This window comes from Stenotrophomonas sp. PS02298 (assembly GCF_029959445.1).
In the GTDB taxonomy this organism is placed as follows: Bacteria; Pseudomonadota; Gammaproteobacteria; order Xanthomonadales; family Xanthomonadaceae; genus Stenotrophomonas.
This window is the reverse complement of the sequence record NZ_JASCOR010000067.1, coordinates 1-22,938: the sequence shown is the minus strand read 5'-3', so window position 1 is coordinate 22,938 and position 22,938 is coordinate 1. Positions and strand designations below refer to the sequence as shown.

General features: G+C 64.7%; 19 protein-coding genes. 13 read left to right on the top strand and 6 right to left on the bottom strand.

Annotation, left to right across the window (positions count from 1 at the left end):
- Positions 1 to 195 (top strand): hypothetical protein (locus tag QMX78_RS11525; protein WP_282269607.1); only part of this gene is annotated, 195 nt, incomplete at its 5' end.
- A 134-nt stretch (positions 196 to 329) separates the two neighbouring features.
- On the opposite strand, the gene QMX78_RS11520 is transcribed toward QMX78_RS11525, so the two are convergent.
- From QMX78_RS11520 to QMX78_RS11510, 3 genes are all read right to left on the bottom strand, one after another.
- Complete coding sequence (locus tag QMX78_RS11520; protein WP_282269605.1) at positions 330 to 1,649, bottom strand: type II toxin-antitoxin system HipA family toxin; 1,320 nt, start codon at positions 1,647 to 1,649, stop codon at positions 330 to 332.
- Positions 1,650 to 1,652: 3 nt separating this feature from the next.
- Positions 1,653 to 1,910, bottom strand: coding sequence for a helix-turn-helix domain-containing protein (locus tag QMX78_RS11515; RefSeq protein ID WP_282269604.1), 258 nt, complete (start codon positions 1,908 to 1,910; stop codon positions 1,653 to 1,655).
- 126 nt (positions 1,911 to 2,036) lie between these two features.
- A complete protein-coding gene (locus tag QMX78_RS11510; protein ID WP_282269602.1) occupies positions 2,037 to 5,747 on the bottom strand; it encodes an indolepyruvate ferredoxin oxidoreductase family protein in 3,711 nt (1,236 codons plus the stop codon).
- A gap of 167 nt (positions 5,748 to 5,914) precedes the next feature.
- Between QMX78_RS11510 and QMX78_RS11505 the strand changes: the two genes are divergently transcribed.
- The 3 genes from QMX78_RS11505 (at position 5,915) to QMX78_RS11495 (ending at position 8,664) form a co-directional block, all read left to right on the top strand.
- The gene (locus tag QMX78_RS11505) at positions 5,915 to 6,553 is read left to right on the top strand and encodes a tetratricopeptide repeat protein (RefSeq protein ID WP_282269600.1); all 639 of its coding nucleotides are present in this window, start codon (positions 5,915 to 5,917) and stop codon (positions 6,551 to 6,553) included.
- 104 nt (positions 6,554 to 6,657) lie between these two features.
- Positions 6,658 to 7,572 (top strand): AEC family transporter, encoded by a 915-nt coding sequence (locus QMX78_RS11500; RefSeq protein ID WP_282269598.1) that lies wholly within the window; start codon positions 6,658 to 6,660, stop codon positions 7,570 to 7,572.
- A 42-nt stretch (positions 7,573 to 7,614) separates the two neighbouring features.
- On the top strand, positions 7,615 to 8,664 hold the full coding sequence (locus QMX78_RS11495) for a hypothetical protein (protein WP_282269596.1): 1,050 nt from the start codon (positions 7,615 to 7,617) through the stop codon (positions 8,662 to 8,664).
- A gap of 131 nt (positions 8,665 to 8,795) precedes the next feature.
- Here QMX78_RS11495 and QMX78_RS11490 read toward each other — a convergent pair whose 3' ends face one another.
- Positions 8,796 to 9,038 (bottom strand): hypothetical protein, encoded by a 243-nt coding sequence (locus QMX78_RS11490; RefSeq protein ID WP_282269594.1) that lies wholly within the window; start codon positions 9,036 to 9,038, stop codon positions 8,796 to 8,798.
- A 464-nt stretch (positions 9,039 to 9,502) separates the two neighbouring features.
- Positions 9,503 to 10,984: an AAA family ATPase gene (locus QMX78_RS11485; protein WP_282269592.1), complete on the bottom strand. Its 1,482-nt coding sequence runs from the start codon at positions 10,982 to 10,984 to the stop codon at positions 9,503 to 9,505.
- 134 nt (positions 10,985 to 11,118) lie between these two features.
- Between QMX78_RS11485 and QMX78_RS11480 the strand changes: the two genes are divergently transcribed.
- The 5 genes from QMX78_RS11480 to QMX78_RS11460 are packed head-to-tail and all read left to right on the top strand — an operon-like array spanning position 11,119 to position 15,254.
- Entirely contained in the window at positions 11,119 to 11,751 is a 633-nt protein-coding gene (locus tag QMX78_RS11480) for a ParA family protein (protein WP_282269590.1), read from the top strand.
- 19 nt (positions 11,752 to 11,770) lie between these two features.
- Positions 11,771 to 12,247: a histidine phosphatase family protein gene (locus QMX78_RS11475; RefSeq protein WP_282269588.1), complete on the top strand. Its 477-nt coding sequence runs from the start codon at positions 11,771 to 11,773 to the stop codon at positions 12,245 to 12,247.
- A gap of 4 nt (positions 12,248 to 12,251) precedes the next feature.
- On the top strand, positions 12,252 to 12,821 hold the full coding sequence (locus QMX78_RS11470; RefSeq protein WP_282269586.1) for a YceI family protein: 570 nt from the start codon (positions 12,252 to 12,254) through the stop codon (positions 12,819 to 12,821).
- Positions 12,818 to 14,797 (top strand): phospholipase D family protein, encoded by a 1,980-nt coding sequence (locus QMX78_RS11465; RefSeq protein ID WP_282269584.1) that lies wholly within the window; start codon positions 12,818 to 12,820, stop codon positions 14,795 to 14,797. The genes QMX78_RS11470 and QMX78_RS11465 overlap by 4 nt, the downstream gene beginning before the upstream one ends.
- A gap of 28 nt (positions 14,798 to 14,825) precedes the next feature.
- On the top strand, positions 14,826 to 15,254 hold the full coding sequence (locus tag QMX78_RS11460) for a hotdog fold thioesterase (protein ID WP_282269582.1): 429 nt from the start codon (positions 14,826 to 14,828) through the stop codon (positions 15,252 to 15,254).
- Positions 15,255 to 15,519: 265 nt separating this feature from the next.
- On the opposite strand, the gene QMX78_RS11455 is transcribed toward QMX78_RS11460, so the two are convergent.
- The gene (locus tag QMX78_RS11455; RefSeq protein WP_282269580.1) at positions 15,520 to 18,057 is read right to left on the bottom strand and encodes an EAL domain-containing protein; all 2,538 of its coding nucleotides are present in this window, start codon (positions 18,055 to 18,057) and stop codon (positions 15,520 to 15,522) included.
- A 234-nt stretch (positions 18,058 to 18,291) separates the two neighbouring features.
- On the opposite strand from QMX78_RS11455, the gene QMX78_RS11450 reads away from it, so the two are divergent.
- Genes QMX78_RS11450 through QMX78_RS11435 form a run of 4 tightly spaced genes read left to right on the top strand, consistent with a single transcriptional unit; the run spans position 18,292 to position 22,877 of the window.
- Positions 18,292 to 19,083, top strand: coding sequence for a lysophospholipid acyltransferase family protein (locus QMX78_RS11450; protein ID WP_282269579.1), 792 nt, complete (start codon positions 18,292 to 18,294; stop codon positions 19,081 to 19,083).
- A gap of 57 nt (positions 19,084 to 19,140) precedes the next feature.
- The gene (locus tag QMX78_RS11445) at positions 19,141 to 20,127 is read left to right on the top strand and encodes an alpha/beta fold hydrolase (RefSeq protein WP_282269609.1); all 987 of its coding nucleotides are present in this window, start codon (positions 19,141 to 19,143) and stop codon (positions 20,125 to 20,127) included.
- A 58-nt stretch (positions 20,128 to 20,185) separates the two neighbouring features.
- Positions 20,186 to 22,255 (top strand): tetratricopeptide repeat protein, encoded by a 2,070-nt coding sequence (locus QMX78_RS11440; RefSeq protein WP_282269578.1) that lies wholly within the window; start codon positions 20,186 to 20,188, stop codon positions 22,253 to 22,255.
- A 13-nt stretch (positions 22,256 to 22,268) separates the two neighbouring features.
- Positions 22,269 to 22,877 carry a YbhB/YbcL family Raf kinase inhibitor-like protein gene (locus QMX78_RS11435; protein WP_282269573.1) on the top strand — a complete coding sequence of 203 codons (609 nt, stop codon included), beginning with the start codon at positions 22,269 to 22,271 and terminating at the stop codon, positions 22,875 to 22,877.
- Positions 22,878 to 22,938: the final 61 nt, after the last annotated feature.

Sequence of the window (22,938 nt, the reverse complement as noted above, 5' to 3'; positions counted from 1 at the left end):
CACCGAGGGCATGGTGCGGGCCATCGCAGCCTGAGCATCACGTTCTTTTGCTGCAGTGCTGGTTGCTCAAACTGGCTGCATCGTCGTCGGCAGTACCGCGCCCGGGAGTTTTTACACAGCCTCGGCCAAAAGCGGACATTGAATCGAAAACCGGGGCCAATCCAGAGTCAGGTTTTAGAGCAGATTTCGCTGTGAGAGTTCGGCTCCAGCTGACGGCTACAGATTCACGTATATCGTCACGCTGCGGCTTTGCTTATCAGCTCACGCTGCCTTCCACTTCTTTGCTCCTTGCAGTCGAGTGGTTGAATGCTCGCCTGCTGAATCGAGCTTCAATCGTTCTCCGGCATCTCCGCCAGCCGCGCCCCTGCCTGCCGCAGGCCGTCAAAAATCGACGTCGCCACATGCTCCGGAAAGCCAGCAGGCAACAGCGCCTGCACGGCATTGATCGCGGGCTCTATACGTTCAAGCAGTTCCGCGATCCATGGTTCTGCGCCCTCGGCGACGCTACATGCACGTGCGGTCTGGTTCCAATGGCGACGGCGTATGCGCAGCAATTGGCGGTGCCGATTCTTGCCTGCTACCGACATCGCCAATGCTGTACGCTTCGGAGCCAACTGGTTGGGGCCGCTGCCAAGGATCGGATACACCGAAAGCACGTCATAGGCGGGCGTCAGCCGGAAGCGGCCTGCAGCTTCAATATGGATGCTGAAATTCTTGGCATGGCCATCGGTTGCGGCCAGCAACCAGAACAGGATCTGGGTCTTGAAGAAGGTCGCGCGGTCCTGAGGCTGCACGGACTGGCGTAGCAGCTCCATGATCTGCACGATGCCCGGGCCGCCGTCGCTTTCGTACTTGCGCATGGATGGCAGCCCAAAGGCTTGGCACATGTCTTCCTGCGGCAGGCGCAGCCACCATCGGCCATCGCGGGCCAGACGTCGGTCGAAGCGTTCGACGATCAATGCACGCTGCTCGCCAAACTGCCCCATCGACGTGTTGGCGACGGGAATGCCGAACGCAGCCAGCAATTGCATGCACAGCCATTCATTCTCGACTGATGCATGCATGTCCGCCCGCATATTGCCGACCAGACCCAGTGGCAGCTTGAAGATATGCGTGCTCGGTGTGCTGCCGGTGGGTATGCACCATTGCCCGTCGTGCCAAAGGAAGGCGGTTTTTTCCTGGGCGCCGGCGATGGAGATGCGGAACTCGTCATCTACATGTTGCCCTGGCAACGCGGCGCTGGTGACCATCTGCAGGCGGTCGCCTACCTGGCCATCGCTGAGCGGCAGAGCGTGAATACCGTGGACGTCGTCCGGCGTTTGGCCAGGAGCAAGCAGCTGTACGGCGCCCACGCAATCGCGACCAATCTCCTGCAGCAGATCGAACGTGTCTGCCGATTGCAGCCCGAAGCGATCGCGGATGCGCTTGCGGATGTTTTCGTTGTCAGGCAACAGGTTGTCAAAATAATCCGTGACTACTTGGCCACGGTGGCTTTCACCTTTGGGAAGCAGCGGCAATGACAATGACAGTGGACGAGGCTGTTCGGATGCCAGCCACGAGGGCAGATAGGTCAGCCGTGGCCCCGTGCGCGTGTGCTCCTGCCAGGAGGCCACCTCTGCGCCGTTCATCCACACGCGCAGCTCGCTCATGGCTCACCACTCCATGGTGGTGGATGAGGCGTCCTGTGGACGCGGTTGCAGGGAAAATTCCAGACCGAGTTCGGCCCACACCCGCATCAAGCGTTCAAAGGTGGCCGCTTCGGGTTCGCGTTCCAGCGCAGTGATCGCTTGGCGGGTGATGCCAAGGCGTTCGGCGAGCTGTGCCTGGCTGAGACCTGCCTGTTTGCGGAATGCCCGCATCAACGGCCCCAGCTGATGGGCGGCACGGATGGGATGGTTGTTGCCGCTCATATCGGGCATCCGTAAGGCGATATAGGCAAGCTATACCTTGCCTATGGGAAATGCAACGTATAGGTTTCATTTGCGCAATGCAACTTATAGGTTGCATTGCGCATAAGCAACGTATCCATTGCCTTCTCAGGCCGCCTGCACGATATGCAGGGCCTTCGGGTTGCGCCACGTTGCCAGCAGCGTCGCCTCGCGCGCCTTGGCTTCGTGCAGGTGCGCTTCCTTGACGTGGCCGTAGCCGCGGATGTGCTCGGGGATGCTGGCGATGTCCACGGCCAGTGCCAGCCGGCGCGCATCCAGGCCGTTGATCAGTTCCTGCAAGGTCTTCTCGTAGTCACGGATCAACTGACGCTCGCCGCGACGTTCCTCGGTGTAACCGAACACGTCGAAGCGGCCGCCGCGCAGGCCCTTGAACTTGGCCAGCAGGCCGAAGGCCTTGAACATCCACGGGCCGTATTCTTTCTTCTGCAGCTGGCCCTGTTCGTCGCGCTTGGCGAACAGCGGCGGTGCCAGATGGAAACGCACCTGGTAGTCGCCTTCGAACTTCTCTGCCACGCGCTTGGCGAAGTCGCCGCTGGTGTACAGGCGGGCCACTTCGTATTCGTCCTTGTAGGCCATCAGCTTGAAGAAGTAGCGCGCGGCGGCTTCGCTCAATGCGGTGCTGCCCGGGATGGCTTGCTGCTCGGCGCTGCGCACGGCATCGATCAGCGTGCGATAGCGATTGGCGTAAGCAGCGTCCTGGTAGTCGGTGAGGAAGCTGCTGCGACGGGCGATCAACTCGTCCAGCGAACGCGACAGGTGCGCATCGTCCAGCGATGCGAACGCGGCTTCACCGCTGGTCCGGCTCGCGGCGGGAAGGCCACGCACGTCCGGCTCGTTGCCCGGGTTGCGCGGTGCCGATGGTGCGCCGGCTTCGTTGCCCTCCCATTCGCCCGGCGGCAGTTCACGCAGCGCGGCCGGCTTGCGCTCGGCATCGGTCGGAGCGTTGTGGATGAGGCCGGCGGCCTGCTGCACGGCCTGCGGATCGATGGCGGCCAGGCGGCCCCAGGCGAACGCGGTCTGGTTCATGGTCACAGCGGCGCCGTTGAGCTCCACTGCACGCATCAGCGATTCCAGCGACAGCGGCACCAGGCCCTGCTGCCAGGCGAAGCCGAGGATGAACAGGTTGGAGGCAATCGCGTCACCAAGCAGAGCGGTGGCCAGCTGGGTGGCGTCGAGCAGGATCGGGTCGCGACCGCCCAGTGCCAGCTTCACCCCGGCAATGATGTCGGCGGCCGGGAACTGCATGTCAGGATGCGTGGTGAAGGTGCCCGGCATCGCTTCGTAGGTGTTCAACACCACCTGCGAGCGCTCGCCGCGCACCTTGGACAGCGCCCAGTAGTCGTTGACCACCACCATGTCGCAGCCCAGCACCAGGTCGGCTTCACCGGCGGCGATGCGCACGGCGTGGATGTCAGCCGGGCGGTTGGCGATGCGGATGTGGGTGGTGACCGCGCCGCCCTTCTGCGCCAGGCCGGTCTGGTCGAGCACGCTGGCGCCCTTGCCTTCAAGGTGGCCAGCCATGCCGAGCAGCGCGCCGATGGTCACCACGCCGGTGCCGCCGACGCCGGTGATCAGGATGTTCCAGGGCTGCGAGAAATCGGTGCGGAAGGTTGGCGCCGGCAGGTTGTCGAGCAGGCTGGCGGCGCTGCTCTTGCTGCCCTTGCGCAGCTGGCCGCCGTGCACGGTGACGAAGCTTGGGCAGAAGCCCGTCGTGCAGGTGAAATCCTTGTTGCAGTTGGACTGGTCGATGTCGCGCTTGCGCCCGAATTCGGTTTCCTTCGGCAGCACCGACACGCAGAAGCTCTTCTCACCACAGTCCCCGCAGCCTTCGCAGACCAGCGAGTTGATCATGGTGCGCTTGGCCGGGTCGACGATCTTGCCGCGCTTGCGGCGGCGGCGCTTCTCGGTGGCGCAGGTCTGTTCGTAGATCAGGATGCTGGTGCCCTTCACCGTGCGCAGCTGCTGCTGCACGGCATCGAGCTCCGCGCGGTCGTGGTACTCCACATCGCTGGGGAATTCGTGGCGGCGCGACTTCCACTTCTGGATGTCGTCGGACAGCAGCACGATGGTGTGCACACCTTCCGAACGCATCTGATGGGCGATCTGCGGCACGGTCAGGGTGCCGTCCACCGGCTGGCCGCCGGTCATCGCCACCGCATCGTTGTAGAGGATCTTGTAGGTGATGTTGACGCCAGCGGCGATGGCCTGGCGGATCGCCAGCGAGCCGCTGTGGAAATAGGTGCCGTCGCCGAGGTTCTGGAACACATGCTCGGCGTCGGTGAACGCGGCTTGGCCGGCCCAGGTGACACCTTCGCCGCCCATGTGGGTGAAGGTGTCGGTGTCGCGGTCCATCCACGTCACCATGTAATGGCAGCCGATGCCGGCCAGCGCACGCGAGCCTTCCGGCACCTTGGTGGAAGTGTTGTGCGGGCAGCCGGAGCAGTAATGCGGCACGCGCGGGAACTGCGCGCGCGGCAAGGCCATCTCGGCTTCCTTGACGTCCATCCAGCGCAGGCGTTCTTCAATCGACTCGGTATTGAAGAACCGTTGGATGCGTCGGCCGATCACGCCGGCAATCGTCGCCGGGGTCAGCTCGCCGGTGGACGGCAGGATCCACTCGCCCTGTTCGTCGTACTTGCCGACGATGGACGGACGTGGGCCCCAGTTGGCCGGCCAGTTGTAGAAGTACTCCTTCATCTGCCGCTCGATGAAGGCCTTCTTCTCCTCCACCACGACGATGTCTTGCAGGCCGCGGGAGAATTCACCGATGCCCTGCGGCTCCAGCGGCCAGGTCATGCCGACCTTGTAGACGCGGATGCCGATGTCGGCGCAGGCCTTCTCGTCCAGACCCAGGTATTCCAGCGCCTGCAGCACGTCCAGGTAGCTCTTGCCGGTGGTGACGATGCCCAGCCGCGCCTGCGGCGAGTCCATCACCACCTTGTCGATGCCGTTGGCGCGGGCGAAAGCCTGCGCTGCCTTGACCGCATAACGGTGCAGGCGCATTTCCTGTTCCATCGGCGGGTCCGGCCAGCGGATGTTGAGGCCGGCGGCCGGCATCTCGAAATCTTCCGGCAGGATGATCTGGCGGGCGAACGGGTTGACGTCCACCGAGGCCGAGGACTCCACCGTTTCGGCAATCGTCTTGAAGCCGATCCAGCGGCCGGTGTAACGGCTCATCGCCCAGCCGACCAGGCCCATGTCGAGGATGTCCTGCACGCCGGCCGGGTTCAGCACCGGCATCATCGCGCTGACGAATTCTTCCTCGCTGCCGTGGGGCAGGGTGGAGCTGCGGCAGGCATGGTCGTCGGCAGCCAGCGCCAGCACGCCACCGTGCCTGGAGGCGCCGGCGGCGTTGGCATGCTTGAACACGTCACCGCAGCGGTCCACGCCCGGGCCCTTGCCGTACCACATGCCGAACACGCCATCGACCTTGGCGCCGGGGAAGAGGTTGGTCTGCTGCGTGCCCCAGACCATGGTCGCGCCCAGATCTTCGTTCAAGCCGGGGACGAACTTCACCTTGGCCGCTTCCAGGTGCTTGCGCGCGCGCCACAGCTCCAGGTCGAAGCCGCCCAGCGGCGAGCCGCGGTAACCGCTGACGAAGCCGCCGGTATTCAGCCCGGCCGCGGCGTCGCGCTGCTGCTGCATCAAGGGCAGGCGTACCAAGGCTTGCACGCCACTCAGGTAGATGCGGCCATCGGTGCGCGTGTATTTGTGATCCAGGGTGTAATCGGAGTCACGCACGCCGATCAGCGGATCGTTGGCGGAGGCAGGCGAGGTAAGTTCGGCGGTACTGGTCATGGCTGGCCCATTGCGGAAACGGCTGGCAGGTGCCGACCGACGGACCGGTGGCAGCCGCGGATTGTAGCAGCGGGGCTTTCATCACCCTGTAACCCGTCGCGCGTAGCGCCCGGAGCGGTTAGGATCGGGGCCAGGTGGGGGATAACTGTTTGATGGGGATTGCAGTCATGGGGGTTACAAAGCGCTTGGTCGCTGGCGCGCTGCTGCTGGCGGGCTTGTTTGTTGCAAATGTTCAGGCACAGAGCCTGCCGAGGATCAACGAGTTCTATTTCGATGACGATGTGGCGGCCAAGCCGTTCCATGCCGTGCCGCCTGAACAGGCAGATGCGGTCGATCAGCTGATGAAGCTGCGCGAGCGCGGCCGCAAGGGCGTGGAAGCCACCGCGCAGCTGGCCAGCATCGCCTACCGCGATGGGCGTGCCGAGCTGGGCGGCAAACTGTATGACGAGGCCATGGGCGCCGTGGCGGATACCTCCGTGCAGGCCCGTAGCCTGCGTTGGAACCACGGCTGGGATCTGTACCGTCGCGGCGATGCGCAGGACGCGCTGAACCTGTGGAGCAAGGCCGCCGAAAGCACCCGTGGCAACCCCTCGTGGCTACCGCCGACGCTGGCGTTGGTGCTGTGGAAACTGGAGCGCAAGGACGAAGCCGTGGCTTGGTATGCGGCAGCCGTGCGCACCGAGCCGGGGCAATGGAGCGATACCTCGGCGTATGCGCAGCTGCTGCCGACGTGGAACGACGCCGAGCGCACACAGCTGTCACAGGTACAGCAGGCGTGGGCGGCCAATCCGCCGGCGTGGCCGTAATGCGGCACCCGTAAGAGGCCTCTGCGCCACTGCGGATGCCGTAACAGGAGACTTTGAGCCGGCGCTGATTCCCCCTGCGGGGCAGCCCGGCGCATGCTTGCACCATGGCATTCGACGCTTTCGCACTGATCCTGACCATGCTCGCGCTGGGCATGGTATTCGCACGCTTCCGGGTATTCCCGGACAACGCCGCCGACGTGCTCAACAAGGTGGTGCTGTACATCTGCCTGCCGGCAGCGGTGCTGACCTATGTACCGCGCCTGCAGCTGGATGCCTCGTTGATCGGCATCATGCTGACGCCGTGGCTGCTGATGCTGCTGACGCTGGCCCTGGTAAGCCTGGCCACTCGCGTATTCGGTTTCGAGCGGCAGGTACATGCGGTGTTGCTGCTGTGCGTGGCGTTGTGCAACTCCAGCTTCATCGGCTACCCGATGGTGCGCGCGCTGCTGGGTGACCACGCCCTGCCGTACGCGGTGGTCTACGACCAGTTCGGCACGTTTGTGATGTTGTCGACCTTCGGCCTGTATGTGCTGGCGCGTTACAGCGGCGATACCCCGCCCAGCACCAGCCAGATCCTGCTGCGCATCGCCCGGTTCCCGCCGCTGTGGGCATTGATCTTCGCCCTGCTGGTGATGCCGGCATCGCCACCGACATGGATTGCCGGGGCATTGAAAAACGTGTCCGACGCGATGTTGCCGCTGGTGATGCTGGCAGTGGGCCTGACCATCCAGCTGCGCTTGTCGCGCGCTGAACTGGCGCCGCTGGGCGTTGGTCTGCTCCTCAAACTGCTGGTACTGCCGGCCATGGCGTTGCCGCTGTCCTGGGCATTTGGCCTGCAGGGGGAAATGCTGCGGGTCAACGTGCTGGAAACCGCGATGCCAACGATGATTACCGCCGCCGCGCTGGCCATCTCACACCGGCTGGCGCCACGTTTGGCAGCGGCGATGGTGGGTTATGGCATTGTGTTGTCATTGGTCACGTTGCCGGCCTGGGTCTGGGTGCTGGACCAGCTGGTTTGAGTCAGGATGTGGGCTTGGATGCTTTACCACGAGGGAAGCAGGATGCGTAGACCTTGGTTGATGTTCACTGGCTTGGCCTTGATGGCTGCAATGGCTGGCGCGCTTGCGCAACCGGCAGAGACTGAGGCCACGCCGGAGCAGATGCTCGCGCAGATCGAAGCGAGTAATACCGCACGGTTGCAGCTTGGGCGGGAGCTCGCCGCAAGCGGACAGCCACGCAAGCTGTATGCAGCATGGCTGCTGGCACCGATGAGCCTGGATCTGGCACGTGGGAAAACCAGCTACTCGCCGGAAGCCGATACTTGGTTGATGCGTGCGATACATACCGGCAGCGAGGATCCGGTGATCGCGGCTGCCGCGGTTACCCGCTGCATACGGGTGGACGAGTGCAATGTGGAGCAGGCACGCGTCACGCTTGCGACCGCGGATGCGGAAGATGCTGGAAGCCAGCTGCTGTTGATGCGCTTGGCCGAGCACCGCAAGGATCCGATCGAGGCGGAGCGCGCCTGGCAGCGTGTGGCAAAAGCGTCGCGTTACCGTGACCCTGCAGCAACGTTGATAGGTGTCATGGATGTGGCCACGCGCGACTATCCCTGGCCGCTGGCCGATCCCGCGCAAGCAGCTGAGTGGGAGCGTCATAACAGCGGCAGCTATCTTGAACAGGAGCGGACCGTTACTTTGTTCGGCATCGCTGCGATGCATTTTCCAGCGGATTTGAAGCAAGCGTCCAAAGCTTGCCCTGGAACCATCTCCGATGCAGCAAAGCGGGAGCCGTGCCGACAGCTGTTCAATGTAATGGCCAACAGCAGCTCGCTTCTGCTCGCCGACTATGGGGCTTCGCGCATGGCGGAGCTGGAGCAAGGGCCGGCGCAGGCGCCGTGGTTGGCACGCAAGCGTGAGCTGCAATGGATCACCACTGAAGCCACAGCCATCCTGGGCGACGAAACCAGCAAGGCCGCCAAGGTAAGCCCTGCCGAATACGCCCGCTGGCTTGCAGAACAGGGTGAGCTGCCAGCCATGCGCCGTTTGCTTGCAGTCTATGGCGTGCCGGTAGCCCCGCCGGTTGATTGGCAGTCGGTGGCTGCGCCCTGACCAGCAGCCTCAGGTTCCTTGGCCCGGTTAAGCGCAGCGCACCCGGGGGGGGTCACCTGAGCTAAGTTGGCCGCGAAGCGGACTCGGTTTGAATGAGTGGGCGCAAAACTCCTTGCCGAATCGTTAATGCCCTACTTTTTCGGCAAGGGTGCAAAGTTGTAATCCTTTGCAAGGACTACGGTGGCATTTCCGTAAGCGATGAGGAGACTGGCAGCTTTAAGTTGCTTGCTGAGTTTGCTCATAAATTCATCCTTTATCCGCTCGCGGTCGCTTAGTTTGTAAAACTCCGGCCAAGTTAGTGTGACGACATTCAGGCCTTTACTGTTCAACAGGGTTTGGGCATCAAGAACTACTTCACTGACGAGCTTTGGCATGGCTTATTTCCTAGGTTGGTGATTCATCCTAAGTGTTTCCTAAGAAAATTACAATGTATCTACGGCATTCTTGCGAGAGTGTCACGCCAAGGGGTGCTGGAGTCCAGTAGTTCCGTAGCCCGGATAAGCGCAGCGCACACGAGAAGCTGGTTGCGGGGCAGTGTTGCATGCTTCATGGCTTTGAGAGCTCGGTGCGTGCTGCCAGCGCTTGGAGCTGTCGCGTTTCTGGTGGGTGAGATTGCTTGTTCGGGGGCGCCGCACTTACCTTGGCACGGTTCTGCTTGTGGGAGCGGCGTAAGCCGCGAAGCTGACCGTGCTGAAGTCGTTCGTAGCCGTGACATCTGGCGCGTTGCGTGCTTCGCGGCTTACGCCGCTCCCACAAACCGGGGTTCTGTGCGACGTCGATGTAGTCGGGCGCACTGTGTTTACCAGGGCTACAACAGTGCTTGAGTTTTTGAGTGACCTCAATCCGCCGGTACGGTGCGCTCGCGCGCCCAGTCGCGCAGCGACTGCACCTGCTCGGCCATCAGCACCGACAGCGGTCGTGTGTTGCGGATCTCGGCCATCAGCAGCTCGGTGTCCAGCGGCTTCTGCTCGGCATGGGCGGCGTACAGTCCGGCGACTACCGCCTGCTCGATCTCGGCACCGGAGAAGCCGTCGCTGGCTGCGGCCAAGGCGGGGAGGGCGAACAGGTCCGGCTGCAGCTGGCGGCGTGCCAGATGCAGGTGCAGCAGCTCGACGCGGGTGTCGGGCGAGGGCAGGTCGACGAAGAAGATCTCGTCGAAGCGGCCCTTGCGCAGCAGTTCGGCTGGCAGCTCCTGCACCTGGTTGGCGGTGGCGACGATGAACACCGGCGCCTTGCGCTCGGCCATCCAGGTCAGCAGGTAGCCAAGCACGCGACGCGACACACCGCCGTCTTCGCCACTGCTGGCCAGACCCTTCTCGACCTCGTCTATCCACAGCACGCAGGGCGCGAGCTGCTCGGCCGAGGCCAGCGCGTCACGCAGGTTCTTCTCGGTCTCGCCATGGTATTTGTTGTACAGCGTGCCGAAATCCAGCCGCAGCAGCGGCACCTCGAAACCGGCCGCGGTGGCCTTGGCCAGCATCGACTTGCCGCAGCCCTGCACGCCGAGCAGCAGCATGCCCTTGGGCGGGTCCAGCCCGGGCGGGGCATTGCCGGAGACAAACACCGCGCGGCGCTGCTCGATCCAGCGCTTGAGCCGGCGCGCGCCGGCCACGTCGCTGAAACGGGCCGAGTCGTATTCGTAATGCAGGTGGCCGCTGCGGTTGAGCAGTTCGAACTTGAGCTTGGCCAGCTGCGGCAGGTCGTCGGCTTTCAGCGCGCCGTCGGCGAAGATCAGCTGGCGGGCGATGCGGCGCGCGTCAGTCATGCTCAGCCCACGCAGGTTGCGCAGGATCTGCTGCACCGCCTCCTGGTCCACCTCGACCCGTCGCCCGCCGTTCTCCTGGGCGTAGCTGGCCGCTTCCTCGCGCAGCATTTTCAGCAGTGCGTTGGCATCGGGCAGGCGTGGGTTGAAGCGGGTCGCCAGCGCTTCCAGCTCGGCTGGCAGCTCGACCTTGGCGCCGACCAGCACCACCACGTGCGGCTGGCTGTGGCGGCGCTGGATGATGTCACGCAGCAGCCGTTGGTGGCTGGCGTAGCCCAGGTAGGGGTGGAAATCGAGCAGCAGGTAGATGCCGCGCTGGTCGGCCTCCTGGATCATGCGCAGGGCCGCGCTGGCATCAGGCGGGCCGACCGCCTCGTCCTCGCGGTCCATGTCGATGCGGCGCAGGCCCTCGGTGATCGACCACCGGTACAGGGACCGCCACACATGCATCAAGGCTTCGCGGAACAGGCCCACGATGCGGGTCTCGTCCTGCGTTTCGATGACGATCAGCGGCGTGTTGGCGCGGATCAGTGCGGTCAGGTCCTGCAGCTCGCTCATGGTGGTTCCAATGCCGGGGGCGACACGATAACAAAGCCGCAGGCCTTGCCGGGGCGGCGTCCTCACCGGATGACTACCTTTGGTAACGCAGGCCGGTGTACGCTGCGGGCAAGTCCCGCGAAAACGAGGCGTGCATGAAGACGATTCTGGTAGCCGGCTCCAAAGGCGGTGTCGGCAAGACCACCATCGCTACCCATCTGGCCGCACACTCGGCCTTGTCCGGCCAGGCAACGGTGATCGCCGATGCCGACCCGCAGGGTTCCAGCACCCGCTGGGCGCAACGTCGCTCCAGCCTGGAGAGCGCGGTGCTGCCGGTGGACGTGCACCGCAAGAAGAACTGGGAAAAGCTCATTCCCGATGGCGCCGAGCAGGTCATCATCGATGCCCCGGCCGGTGCCTATGGCGAGGACCTGGAGCGCTTCATCGACATCGCCGATGCGGTGGTGGTGCCGGTGCTGCCCTCGGCGCTGGACATCGAGGCCATCGTCGGCTTCCTCAACAGCCTGTCCAGGATCAAGCGCATCCATTCGCGGGCGCTGCCGGTGGGGCTGGTGCTCAACCGCACCAAGCCGTGGACGCAGACCTCGCAACAGGCCCGGCAGATGCTGGCCGAATGGCCGTATGAGGTGGTCGCGCAGCTGCGCGACAGCCAGAGTTATGTGGTGATGGTCGGGCTTGGGCGCAGCCTGTTCGACTATCACTCTGCACAGGTACGCGAGCACCAGCAGGACTGGGAGCCGCTGCTCAAGTGGTTGAACAAGGTCTGATCAGGAGTACTAACCGACCATGCGTGAATTGATCCTGCTGCGACATGCCCATGCCGAACCGGCGGCCAATGGCCAAGCCGATCTCGACCGGCCCCTCTCACCGCATGGCCTGGCCGAGGCCGAGGCGGCCGGCCGTTGGTTACAGGAACACAAGTTGGTACCGGACCGGGTGCTGTGCTCGCCGGCGCGGCGCACCCGCGAGACCCTGGAAGCGGTGCTGGAGCGTACCGGCTACGTCGAGCAGCGCCTGGAGGAGCGCATCTACGATGCGGTGCCCGGCACCCTCGCGGCCCTGCTGGACGAACACAAGGAAGTCGAGCGCCTGCTGGTGGTCGGCCACAACCCGGGGCTGGAGCAGCTGGTGGCGTTGATGCACAGCGGCCAGTCCGGCGATTACCGTGGCATGCCGCCGGCATCGGTGGCGGTGCTGTCACTGCCGATGGAGGCGGCGATAGAGCCTGGCATTGCCCGGCTGACTGAATTCTGGTGGCCCTGAGCCCATGGCGGTGGCGCGGTATGGGCTGCTGCTGATCCTGTTGATGCTCGCTGGCTCGGCCCTTGCGGCCGAGCCATTGCATTTCGACACGGCGCACTCCCGGTTTGGTTTTGAAATACGTACCCGCTTCGGGCAGAAGGTGGAGGGTGTCTTTCCGCGCTTCGAGGGCTGGATCACGGTGCTGCCCGATGGCCGCCACCAGGTCCGGCTGCGCATGTACAGCGAATACGTGGAGATCCCCGACAAGCCCCGCTATACCGGCTGGATGCGTGGCGAGGACTTCTTTGATGCGGCGCGCTACCCGGTGGTGGAGTTCGACTCCGATCCCTATGACCCGCGATTGACCGAAACCGGCGGCGACGTGCAGGGGCGCTTGTCGATCCGTGGCATCAGCCGGCCCGAAGTGATGCGCCTGGCAAAGCCTGAATGCGCGCGGCCCGGCTATGATTGCGACCTCGTCAGCCGCGGTACCATCCTGCGCGGCCGATATGGCATGGATAGCTGGCAGATGGCCCTGAGTGATCGAGTGATATTCGTACTGCGTACACGCCTGGTTGGCGCCCCCAAAAAGTGAAAGCTGTCCTTCGTATCCTGCCGGTGCTGGCGCTGCTGCTGGCCAGCGGTTGTGCTTCGCTGTCCAATCAGCAGCGTGAGCGTGCCGAAGGCATTGCCGTTGCCGCGCGTTCCACTGTGCTGGACTGTGACCAGCCCGATCGCTGTGCGCTGGATTCGCCCCTGCGTGCGCTCGGCGGCAAAGCCATCGCCGAATCGACGGTGGAGGCACCCCGCCACTACGCCACCATCCTCGATGAGGGCGAACTGTCGCTGATAGCGCGGCTGAACCTGATCCGCAGCGCCACCCGCAGCGTGGACCTGCAGACCTATATTTTCGATACCGACGACAGCGCACGGCTGGTGATCGACGAGCTGCTGGCCGCTGCCCGCCGTGGGGTCAAGGTGCGGGTGCTGATCGACCAGCTTTCGGCGATCTCCGACCTGCAGATGCTTGGTGCCTTGTCTGGTGCACATGCCAACTTCGAGCTGCGCGTCTACAACCCAACGTTCGGCAAGGCCAAGCTCAATTACTTCGACTATGCCGGCAGCGTGCTGTGCTGCTTCCGCCGCTTCAACCAGCGCATGCACAACAAACTGCTGGTGATCGACGATGTGATCGGCGTGGTCGGTGGCCGCAACTACCAGGACGACTATTACGACTGGGACAGCGAGTACAACTTCCGCGACCGCGACGTGGTGGTGGCCGGACCGGAGGCGCGCGAGATGGCGGCCAACTTCCAGGCTTTCTGGGTGGCGCGTCGCAGTGTCCCGGCCGAACGCCTGAACGACGTCGGCAAGACTTTGTTGAACGAGGGCGTACCGGCCTTGCCGGAGGCCACGTTCCGACGCCCGGAACGGATTGCGCGGGTGAATGCCGAGGCATCGGACCCGGAGTTCATCGAACAGGCGTTTGTTGATACAGCGCTGCCGGTGAGTGCGGTCAGCTATGTCGCTGACCTGCCGCGCAAGCACCGCCGTGAGCGCGAGGCGCAGCCGCTCAATGGCCAGCATGTGACCGAGCCGCGGCTGGACGCGTTGATCTCGCAGGCACAGACCGAGGTGTTGTTGCAGACGCCCTACCTGGTGCTGTCCAAGCCCGCGCAGGCGCTGTTCAAGAACCTGCGCAAGCGCGAAGCGCCGCCGCGGGTAGTGGTGTCGACCAACAGCCTGGCGGCCACCGACAACCCCATCGTCTATGCGCTGTCCTACAAGTACAAACGCCGCAACATGCGTGAGCTGGGCTTCAACATCTACGAATACAAGCCGTTCCCGCTGGATGCGCCGATCGATTATGCGCAGCTGTTGCCGGCGCCGCTGGACGGTGAGCCGCCTGCGCCAGCACCAGCACGCAGTCGGGTGATCGGCGGCAGCGCGGCTGGCAGCAATGTGCGTGGTAGTGGCTCGGGGCGCCGGTTGAACGCCGGCGGCAGCGAGGTCGAGCGTGAGGTGCTGCGTACCGAAACCCGGCCATCGTTCCTTGGCACGCGTGCGGTCAACCGGCCGCTGCCGGTGACCCGCCGCGGTGCGCGCATGGGCTTGCACGCCAAGTCGCTGGTGGTGGACCGCCGCATCGGCGTGATCGGCACCCACAACTTCGATCCGCGCAGTGAGAACTACAACACCGAAGGCGCGGTGATCATCGAAGATCCGGCCTTTGCCGAGCAGCTGGCGCAGAGCATCCTGCGCGACGTGCATCCGGACAACTCCTGGGTGGTGGCGCCGCGCGAGAAGCCGCCGGTGCTGTCCGGCCTGAACTACAGCATTGGCAAGGCATCCGAGGCGCTGCCGATCCTGGATTTCTGGCCCTGGCGCTATGCCACCGACTACGCCTTCAAGCCGGGCCCGGACTGCCCGCAGCCGCTGATCCGGCAGGACCCGGGTTTCCACAGCTGCTACACCGCGGTGGGCGACTTCCCGGAAGTGAATGTCGGCCCCAAGTGGGTGCTGGTGCGCATGCTGACCGCGTTCGGCGCGGGGCTGGTCCCCATTCTCTGAGCCTTCCATTCCCCAACAGGTAGCTGCAATGAGCCAAGTATTCCGCGCGCCGGTTGACCTGACGCTGGTCAACGCGCTGAGCCGCAACACGTTGATTGATCACCTGGGCATCGTCTTCACCGCCGCCGGCGAAGACTGGCTGCAGGCAACGATGCCGGTTGATGCGCGCACCAAGCAGCCCTACGGCCTGTTGCACGGTGGCGCCTCGGTGGTGCTGGCCGAGACGCTGGGCAGCAGCGCCGGCAATCTCTGCGTGGACCCGACCCAGCAGGTATGTGTCGGCCTGGAGATCAATGCCAACCATCTGCGTGCTGCCCGTAGCGGCGTGGTCACCGGCACTGCGCGCGCGCTGCATGTTGGCCGCACCACCCAGGTGTGGGAGATCCGCATCGAGGACGAGGCCGGCAAGCCGGTGTGTATTTCGCGACTGACCTTGGCGGTTGTGGCGGTTGGGTGAGTGGTTGGGGCTTACGTGCTGAGAGCCAAGAGCCAAGAGCCAAGAGCCAAGCGCTAAGCGCTAAGCGCTAAGCGCTAAGCGCTAAGCGCTAAGAGCTGAAAAGCACCCCTCCCCAACCCTCCCCTTGCCTGCGGCAAAGGGAGGGGGCGCAGCGTTACCCCCTCCCTTTCGCGCAGCGAAGGGGAGGGCCGGGGAGGGGTAGCTCTTGCTGTTGCTGCTGTTGTTGTTGCTGTTGCTTCCGCACCCGCACCACAGCAACCTTCGGCTAAGCCAACACCGCTACCGGCAGATGCTCGCGCACCCATTCTTCCAATGCGGGCGCCGGCAAGGCCGGGGTGAAATGAAAACCCTGCGCGACCTCGTAACCCTGCGCCCCCAGCAGCTTCAGTTGCTCCAGGCTTTCGACACCTTCCGCCACCACCTTCAGCTGCAGGCTCTGGCCGATATGGGCGATGGCCTGGGTCAGCGCGCTGGCCACCTTGTCGCCTTCAATGCCGCGCACGAAGCTGCGGTCCAGCTTGAGCTCGCTGATCGGCAGCTGGCGCAGGTAGCTGAGGCTGGAATAGCCGGTGCCGAAGTCGTCCATCGACAGCCGCACGCCAAGTGCATGCACCTGTCGCAGTGTCTGCAGGGTGATCGGGTCACCATCAAGCAATACGTCCTCGGTGATCTCCAGGATCAGGTCGCTGGCATGCAGTGATTCCTGCTGCAGGATCTGGCTGATGCAGTCCGGCAAGGCCGCGCTGTGGAAATTGGTGGGCGACAGGTTCACCGACACCGACGGCACATCCAGGCCGTCCCGACGCCAGCGGCCCAGTTGCCGGCAGGCTTCGCGCAATGCCCATTGGCCGAGGTCGCCGATCAGCCCAGCCTCTTCGGCCAAGGGGATGAAGCGTATTGGCGGTACGCTGCCAAGGCGCGGATGCTGCCAGCGTGCCAGCGCCTCGACGCTGTGCAGCTGGCCGCTGTGGATTTCGATCTGCGGCTGGTAGTGCAGCTGCAGTTGGCCTTGTTCAAGCGCTTCGCGCAGGGCCGCTTCCAGCGCCATGCGCTCCTGCGCGCACTCGTCCATCTCGCTGCTGTAGAACCGCACCCGGTTGCGGCCGTTGTGTTTTGCCTGGTACATGGCGACATCGGCGTGGTGCAGCAGCGAATCCATGTTGTTGCCATCGTGCGGAACGATGCTGATGCCGATGCTGGCCGAGGGCCGGATTTCCAGGTCGCCCAGCGCCAATGGCAGGCCCAGCGTACGCAGGATGCGTTCGCTGCGCTCACTGGCCGTGGGTATGTCGCAGCGGTTGAGGATCACCACGAACTCGTCGCCAGAGAGCCGGCCGACGATGTCCATCGGTCCGGTTTCTTCCTGCAGGCGGCGTGCCACCGTACGCAGCAGTTCGTCGCCACCTGGGTGTCCGAAGGAGTCGTTGATCTGCTTGAAGCGATCCAGATCGATGAACATCACCGCCATTGTCTGCCCGTGATGGCTGGCGGCGATGATGGCCTGGTCGGCCTGTGCATGCAGCAAGCTGCGGTTGGGCAGGCCGGTGAGGTCGTCGTAGAACGCCAACCGGCGGATCCGGTTGCGCGCTTCCTCGCGCTCCAGTGCCAGCGCGCACAGGTGCACGATCACCTCGACCAGGCGATGGTGGAAGCTGTCAGGGTCGTGTGGTTGCCGGTAGTAGAAGGCGAAGGTGCCGAGCACGCGGCCATCGTTGGCCTTGATCGGGGTGGACCAGCAGGCCGCCAGGCCGTGTTGCAGGGCCAGGTGTCTAAAGCCTTCCCAGTTCGGGTCGGTGGCGATGTCGCGGCTGACCACGGTCTGGCCGCTGTGAGCGGCGGTGCCGCAGGCGCCGGTCTTGGGGCCCACCGGCACGCCGTCCACCAGCCGGATGTAGGGCTCGGGCAGGCTGGGGGCGGCCAGGTGGCGCAGCCGACCGTCTTCGACCCGCAGCACCGAGCACAGTACCTGCGGGGCGATCTTCTCCACCTCCAGGCACATCATCTGCATCACCTCGGCGGTGGGGACCTCGCGCACCATCGCATCGAGCATCTTGTGCTGCAGGACTTCGTGCACCTTGGTGCGGGTGATGTCCATCAGCACGATGACCAGGTTCACCAGGGTGCCGTAGTCATCGAAGATGGGATTGGTGCTGACCGAACACCACAGGGGTTGCCCGTTCTTGCGATAAAGTCGCTCGTCGGCGCGGATTGGCTGCCCTGCCAGCAATCGCGCGGTATAGGCGCTCAACTGCTCGGGCGAAAAGCTGTCCAGTGCCAGCAGTGTCGGCACGTACTGTCCCATCGCCTCGGCATCAAGAAAGCCGAACAGGCGCCGGAAGCCCTTGTTCAGATGCACGATGCGGCCTTCGGCATCGGTGATCAGCACCGCGCTCTGGGTTTCATCGAAGCCCAGCGACAGCAGGCGCTCGCGCGCCTGTGCCTGGCGGCGCGCAGTGACGTCGCTGACCAGCACCATGCGGATGTTGCGGTCACCGTCGGCAACCTGCGACAGGGTGACGCTGATCCAGCAGGTGCTCTGGTCCTTGCGGATCATCTGGATGTCGTGCGGGTCGGCCACCAGCTCCTCCACACGGTTGCTGGTACCCGGATACAGGCGGGTGTTGTAGCGCTCGCGCATGCTGGCCGGGGCCAGTATGCCCAGGTTCTTGCCCTGCAGTTCAGCGCGTGACCAGCCGGAAATGTCTTCCATGGCATGGTTGACATACAGAATGGTGTTGGCGTCATCGAACAGAATCACGCCATTGCCGATCTGCTCCAATGCCGCCGAGAACAAATGCAGCATGTTTTCTGTCGATGACAGCAGCTGCCGGTCCATCATGCCGTCCCCCCTGAACGATAGTGTTGTTGTACACACTTCATGCCGGGAATGTTGCCGGCGTACCCTCAAAACCCGGGCAGACCGGTACTTCCTGTTGATAGTGTGGCACGGCTCACCCTTTGGCAGCGTCTGTGGGGATGCCAAGGGACATGGTCCCCGTGCTGGCGGAAGCTGGACCGCATCCGGTATCGTGCGCGGATGACTTCCCCCCGTCCCGCCCGCCAGGGCGGTGTGGCCCGCGTGTTCCGCTACTTGTACCGCGTCCCGCTGCTACTGGTTCACATTGTCCTGTTCCTGCCGCTGATCCTGCTGCTGATGACGCAGCCGTTGGGGCGTATCGGTCCCGCCAGCAACCCGCTGGAAGAGCGGGTGGTGCGCTGGTGGTCGGGGGGCCTGATGTGGATCTTCGGCTTCCGCCTGCAGCGGGTCGGCCAACCCCTGCCCGGTGCGGTGCTGTTCGTCGCCAACCATGTGGGTTGGGTCGATATCTGCGTGATCCACAGCCAGAAGATGGTCGGCTTCGTCGCCAAGCGCGAGATCGCCAGCTGGCCGGTGGTTGGCTGGGTTGCCAGCCGTGGCCACACCATCTTCCACCAGCGCGGCAACACCGAATCGCTGGGCGGGGTGATGGAGGAAATGGTCAAGCGACTGCAGGAACAGCGGCCGGTGGCGGTGTTCCCGGAAGGGCGTACCCGCGGGGGCCGCGAAGTCGGCCCGTTCCACGCACGTATCTTCCAGGCAGCCGTCGAGGCTGGTGTACCGGTGCAGCCGATCGCACTGCGTTACGGCGTGCGCGGCGACGCGCAGACCACGGTGGCGTTCGGGCCGGGCGAGAGCTTTGCCGGCAACTTCCTGCGTCTGCTGGGTGAGCCGGCACGGCGCGGTGAGGTGCATTTCCTCGAGCCCATCGCCATCCAGGATCTGGAAGGCCGCCGGCGTATCGCCGAGACCTCGCGCGCGCGCATCGTGGCGGTGATGGAAGGGCCGTAAGATGCGGATCACGGCCAGCGCTGTGTTGGGCAGTCAACGCCCGCCGGGTCGGTCATGCTGAGCGCCTGCAACTACCAGCCACCGCGCTGGCTGCGCAATCCGCACCTGCAATCGATGCTGGCATCAAGCCGGCTGCGCCTGCGACGTGGCCAGCAGCTGCTGGCCGCCAGCGGGGCGCTGACCCAGGAGCTGATCCTGGATGGCGGTGACGGCGTGCGCCTGCAGGCCTGGCACAGTCGTCCGCAGGGCGCTCCGCCCAAGGCGCTGGCGTTGCTGCTGCATGGCTGGGAAGGCAGCGCGGAATCCAGCTACATGCGCATGACCACAGCACGGCTGCTGGAGCAGGGCTTTGATGTGGTGCGGCTGAACTTCCGTGATCACGGCAATACCCATCATCTCAATCCCGGCATCTTCCATTCCTGCCGCATCGGCGAAGTGGTCAACGCCGCCGCAGATGTTGCGCAGCGCTTTGCCGGCCTGCCAATGGTGGCTGCGGGCTATTCGCTGGGTGGCAACTTCGTGCTGCGGCTGGCCCTGCACGCGCCTGCCGCCGGTGTGCCGCTGCTGCACGTGGCCTCGGTGTGCCCGGTGCTGGACCCGGCCATCACGATGGAAAGCATCGAGCGCGGGCCGGCGATGTACGACTGGTATTTCCGCCGCAAATGGACCGGGTCGCTGCGCCGCAAGCGCGCGCTGTTCCCCGAGCTGGCCGACTGCGACGACAGCGTGTTGAAGCTGGATATCCGCGCACTGACCGGTTGGCTGGTCGATCGCCATACCGATTTCGGCACGCTGCAGGAGTATTTCGACGGTTACTCCATCGCTGGCAACAAACTGGCCGCGTTGCAGGTGCCGGCCGACATCCTGATGGCCGCCGACGACCCGGTGATTCCCTTCACCACCTTCGACCACTGGCAACTGCCGGCCAATGCCCACCTGGAGATCGCGCGCTGGGGTGGCCACTGCGGCTTCATCGAGAACCTGCGGGGTGATGGGTTCTCCGAGCGCTGGGTGGCGCAGCATCTGGCCGCCGCCGTCGCCTGAACCCGGCGCGCCCGGCTGCGCCCGCTACAATGCGGGTTTGCGCTAACGCTGGACAGCCATGCAAGACAAGATCATTGAAGCCCTGCGCCGTAATGCCACCGACGAGGCCGTGAGCCTGGCCCAGGCATGGGTTGGCGCAGAACCACAGCACGCTGCCACCCACCGCTGGTTGGCGCTGGCGTTGCAGCAGCAAGGCCAGTTGGAACAGGCCCAAGTCAGCCTGGAAACAGCCTTGGGCCTGGCCCCGGATGATGCGGCGCTGCATCTGCAGCACGCCGGCCTGCTGTTGGCGCAGCGCCAGATCGACGCCGCCGGGCAGGCGCTGGACCGTAGCACCGCGCTCAATCCCAATGAATTCTCCGCCTACCTGATGCAGGCGCACCTGGCGCTGGGTCGTGGTGATGTCGACGAGGCCGACCGCCTGGGTCGCATGGCCGCACGCGTGGATCCGGACAGCGCCGAGCTGGGCGCGATCGAAGGCATGGTCGCGCTGCGTCGCGGTGACGCCGATCGCGCGCTGGCCATCCTTTCTGCCGCCAGCGCAAGGCTGCCGGAGGATGTCCGAGTGCTGTATGCGCTGGGCTTCGCCTATCTGGAAAAGGACATGTTGGCCTTCGCCGAACAGGCGTTCCGCCGGGTGGTCGAATTGAACCCCAGCAACAACGCACTGCGCGGCATGGTGGTGCAGTTGGCCCTGCGTCAGGGCCACGCCGACCGCGCCGCGGAGATGATGCGCGAAGTGCTGGCCACGGCGGAGGGCGATACCCCGGGCCTGCGTCGCATGGCCGGCGAACTGGAACTGGTGTCCGGCCAACCGCTGCAGGCGCTGGAGCACCTGCGCCCGTTGCTGCAGCAGGTGCCGGGCGACCGTGCCACGCTGCAGATGCTGTTGATGGCCTGGCAGCGCCTGGGCCGCGACGAGGAGGCCCGCAGTGAACTGGACGCCGCGGTGCAGGCGAACCCGCAGTTCCACGACCTATGGATGGCGCGTCTGGCGGTTGCCCGGGTCGGCAGCGAAGAAGCGGTGGACGTGGTCGAGCGCTGGCTGGCACAGATGCCTGAGCATCTGCCGGCGCTGGAAGCACGGATGAGCCTGCATGACATGAATGATCAGGCCGAAGAGGCCGAAGCGATTGCACAGCACATCGTTACGCTTGAGCCGGGCCGGGTCAGTGGCGAGCAGCGCATTGTTGAAGCACTGCTGCAGCGCGAGCCGAGCGCTGCGGTCGCGCATGTGCAGGGGCTGGTGGACAACGCACCCGAGCAGGCGCGCGCGGCCGTGCGCACCTGGCTGGGCGCCACCCAGGACCGCGCCGGTGACCGCGCAGGTGCACTGGCAACCTGGCTTCAGGTGCACGCGGAACTGGCACCCACCCGCCTGCCGCTGCCGCAGCAGGCGCGCGCACCGGCCGAATGGCCGGCGCTGGGTGAGGTCGCCGACGACAACCCGGTGCGGCCGATGTTCCTGTGGGGTGCGCCGGGTTCGGGCGTGGAGCGGGTGGCCACGGTGATGGCAGCCGGCAGCCGCGTGTTGCGCGGTGACCGATTCGGGCCGACACCGCCTGTGGATGCTTTCCAGAATTTCCTGACCCTGCAGCGCCTGGCCAATGACGAGCTCAGCCCGGAGCAATTGGTGCAGCAGTGGCGCGAAGCGCTGCCTGCGCGTGGCATTGAGGACGGCAACGTCATCGACTGGCTGCTGTGGTGGGACAACGCGCTGCTGTGGGCGCTGCGCCCGCAGCTGCCGGAAGGCCGTCTGGTCATTGCCCTGCGCGATCCGCGCGACATGCTGGTGGAATGGCTGGCGTTGGGTGCTCCGGCACCGTTGGCGGTGACCTCGTCCAGCGAGGCCGCACAGTGGCTGGCGCGTGCATTGGCGCAGGTTGCGTTGCTGCATGAGCAGGATCTGTACACGCACATGATCATCCGCACCGACGATGCAGTGAATGACCCGGCGGCGATGGGTGCATTGTTGGAGCAGGCCTTTGGCCTGCGTTTCCCGCTGGTACGCAGCCTTGGTCCGGGCACCGTACCGGCGGGCCACTGGCGCAATTACGCACAGGTGCTGGCATCCGAATTTGCAGTGTTGACCCCGGTCGCCGTGCGCCTGGGCTATCCCGAAGCCTGATCAAGGAGCAATGATGAAACTGGACAGTCAGAGTTTTCAGAACGGCCAGCCGATCGTGGCCGAGTTTGCCGCTGGTGATGCCAATGGCTTCGCAGGCAACCGTAACCCGCAGTTGGCGTGGAGCGATGTGCCGTCTGGCACGCGTTCGTTCGCGCTGATCTGCGTGGACCCGGATGTGCCGACGGTGGCCGAGCTGGTTGGCCGTGAGGACGTCAGCATCCCGCTGGACCAACCGCGTGCCGACTTCGTGCATTGGGTGATGGTGGATGTTCCCGCGGACCTGCGTGAAATCGCTGCCGGCAGCTGCAGTGATGGCTTCACCGCGCATGGCAAGACGCAGCCGGCTGGCCCGGCCGGTGCGCGGCAGGGCATCAACGATTACACCGGCTGGTTTGCCGGCAATGCGCAGATGAGTGGTACCTACTACGGCTACGATGGCCCGTACCCGCCGTTCAATGACGAACGCCTGCACCGCTATTTCTTCCGGCTTTTCGCGCTGGACGTCGAGCGGCTGCCGGTCGACGGTGCATTCACCGCCGCCGACGTGTACCGCGCCATGCAAGGCCATGTGCTGGCTGAAGCTTCGGTGCATGGGACGTATACGTTGAACAAAGCGCTGTGAGGTAGTGCCGAGCCATGCTCGGCAGGGGCTTTCCCGGTAACGCCCCAGCCGAGCATGGCTC

Coding starts and splice junctions, on each gene's coding strand:
- QMX78_RS11505 (WP_282269600.1), top strand. CDS start 5,915: ATGGGGGTTACAAAGCGCTTGGTCGCTGGCGCGCTGCTGCTGGCGGGC.
- QMX78_RS11500 (WP_282269598.1), top strand. CDS start 6,658: ATGGCATTCGACGCTTTCGCACTGATCCTGACCATGCTCGCGCTGGGC.
- QMX78_RS11440 (WP_282269578.1), top strand. CDS start 20,186: ATGCAAGACAAGATCATTGAAGCCCTGCGCCGTAATGCCACCGACGAG.
- QMX78_RS11470 (WP_282269586.1), top strand. CDS start 12,252: ATGGCGGTGGCGCGGTATGGGCTGCTGCTGATCCTGTTGATGCTCGCT.
- QMX78_RS11515 (WP_282269604.1), bottom strand. CDS start 1,910: ATGAGCGGCAACAACCATCCCATCCGTGCCGCCCATCAGCTGGGGCCG.
- QMX78_RS11490 (WP_282269594.1), bottom strand. CDS start 9,038: ATGCCAAAGCTCGTCAGTGAAGTAGTTCTTGATGCCCAAACCCTGTTG.
- QMX78_RS11495 (WP_282269596.1), top strand. CDS start 7,615: ATGCGTAGACCTTGGTTGATGTTCACTGGCTTGGCCTTGATGGCTGCA.
- QMX78_RS11475 (WP_282269588.1), top strand. CDS start 11,771: ATGCGTGAATTGATCCTGCTGCGACATGCCCATGCCGAACCGGCGGCC.
- QMX78_RS11520 (WP_282269605.1), bottom strand. CDS start 1,649: ATGAGCGAGCTGCGCGTGTGGATGAACGGCGCAGAGGTGGCCTCCTGG.
- QMX78_RS11510 (WP_282269602.1), bottom strand. CDS start 5,747: ATGACCAGTACCGCCGAACTTACCTCGCCTGCCTCCGCCAACGATCCG.
- QMX78_RS11455 (WP_282269580.1), bottom strand. CDS start 18,057: ATGCTGCATTTGTTCTCGGCGGCATTGGAGCAGATCGGCAATGGCGTG.
- QMX78_RS11460 (WP_282269582.1), top strand. CDS start 14,826: ATGAGCCAAGTATTCCGCGCGCCGGTTGACCTGACGCTGGTCAACGCG.
- QMX78_RS11435 (WP_282269573.1), top strand. CDS start 22,269: ATGAAACTGGACAGTCAGAGTTTTCAGAACGGCCAGCCGATCGTGGCC.
- QMX78_RS11480 (WP_282269590.1), top strand. CDS start 11,119: ATGAAGACGATTCTGGTAGCCGGCTCCAAAGGCGGTGTCGGCAAGACC.
- QMX78_RS11450 (WP_282269579.1), top strand. CDS start 18,292: ATGACTTCCCCCCGTCCCGCCCGCCAGGGCGGTGTGGCCCGCGTGTTC.
- QMX78_RS11485 (WP_282269592.1), bottom strand. CDS start 10,984: ATGAGCGAGCTGCAGGACCTGACCGCACTGATCCGCGCCAACACGCCG.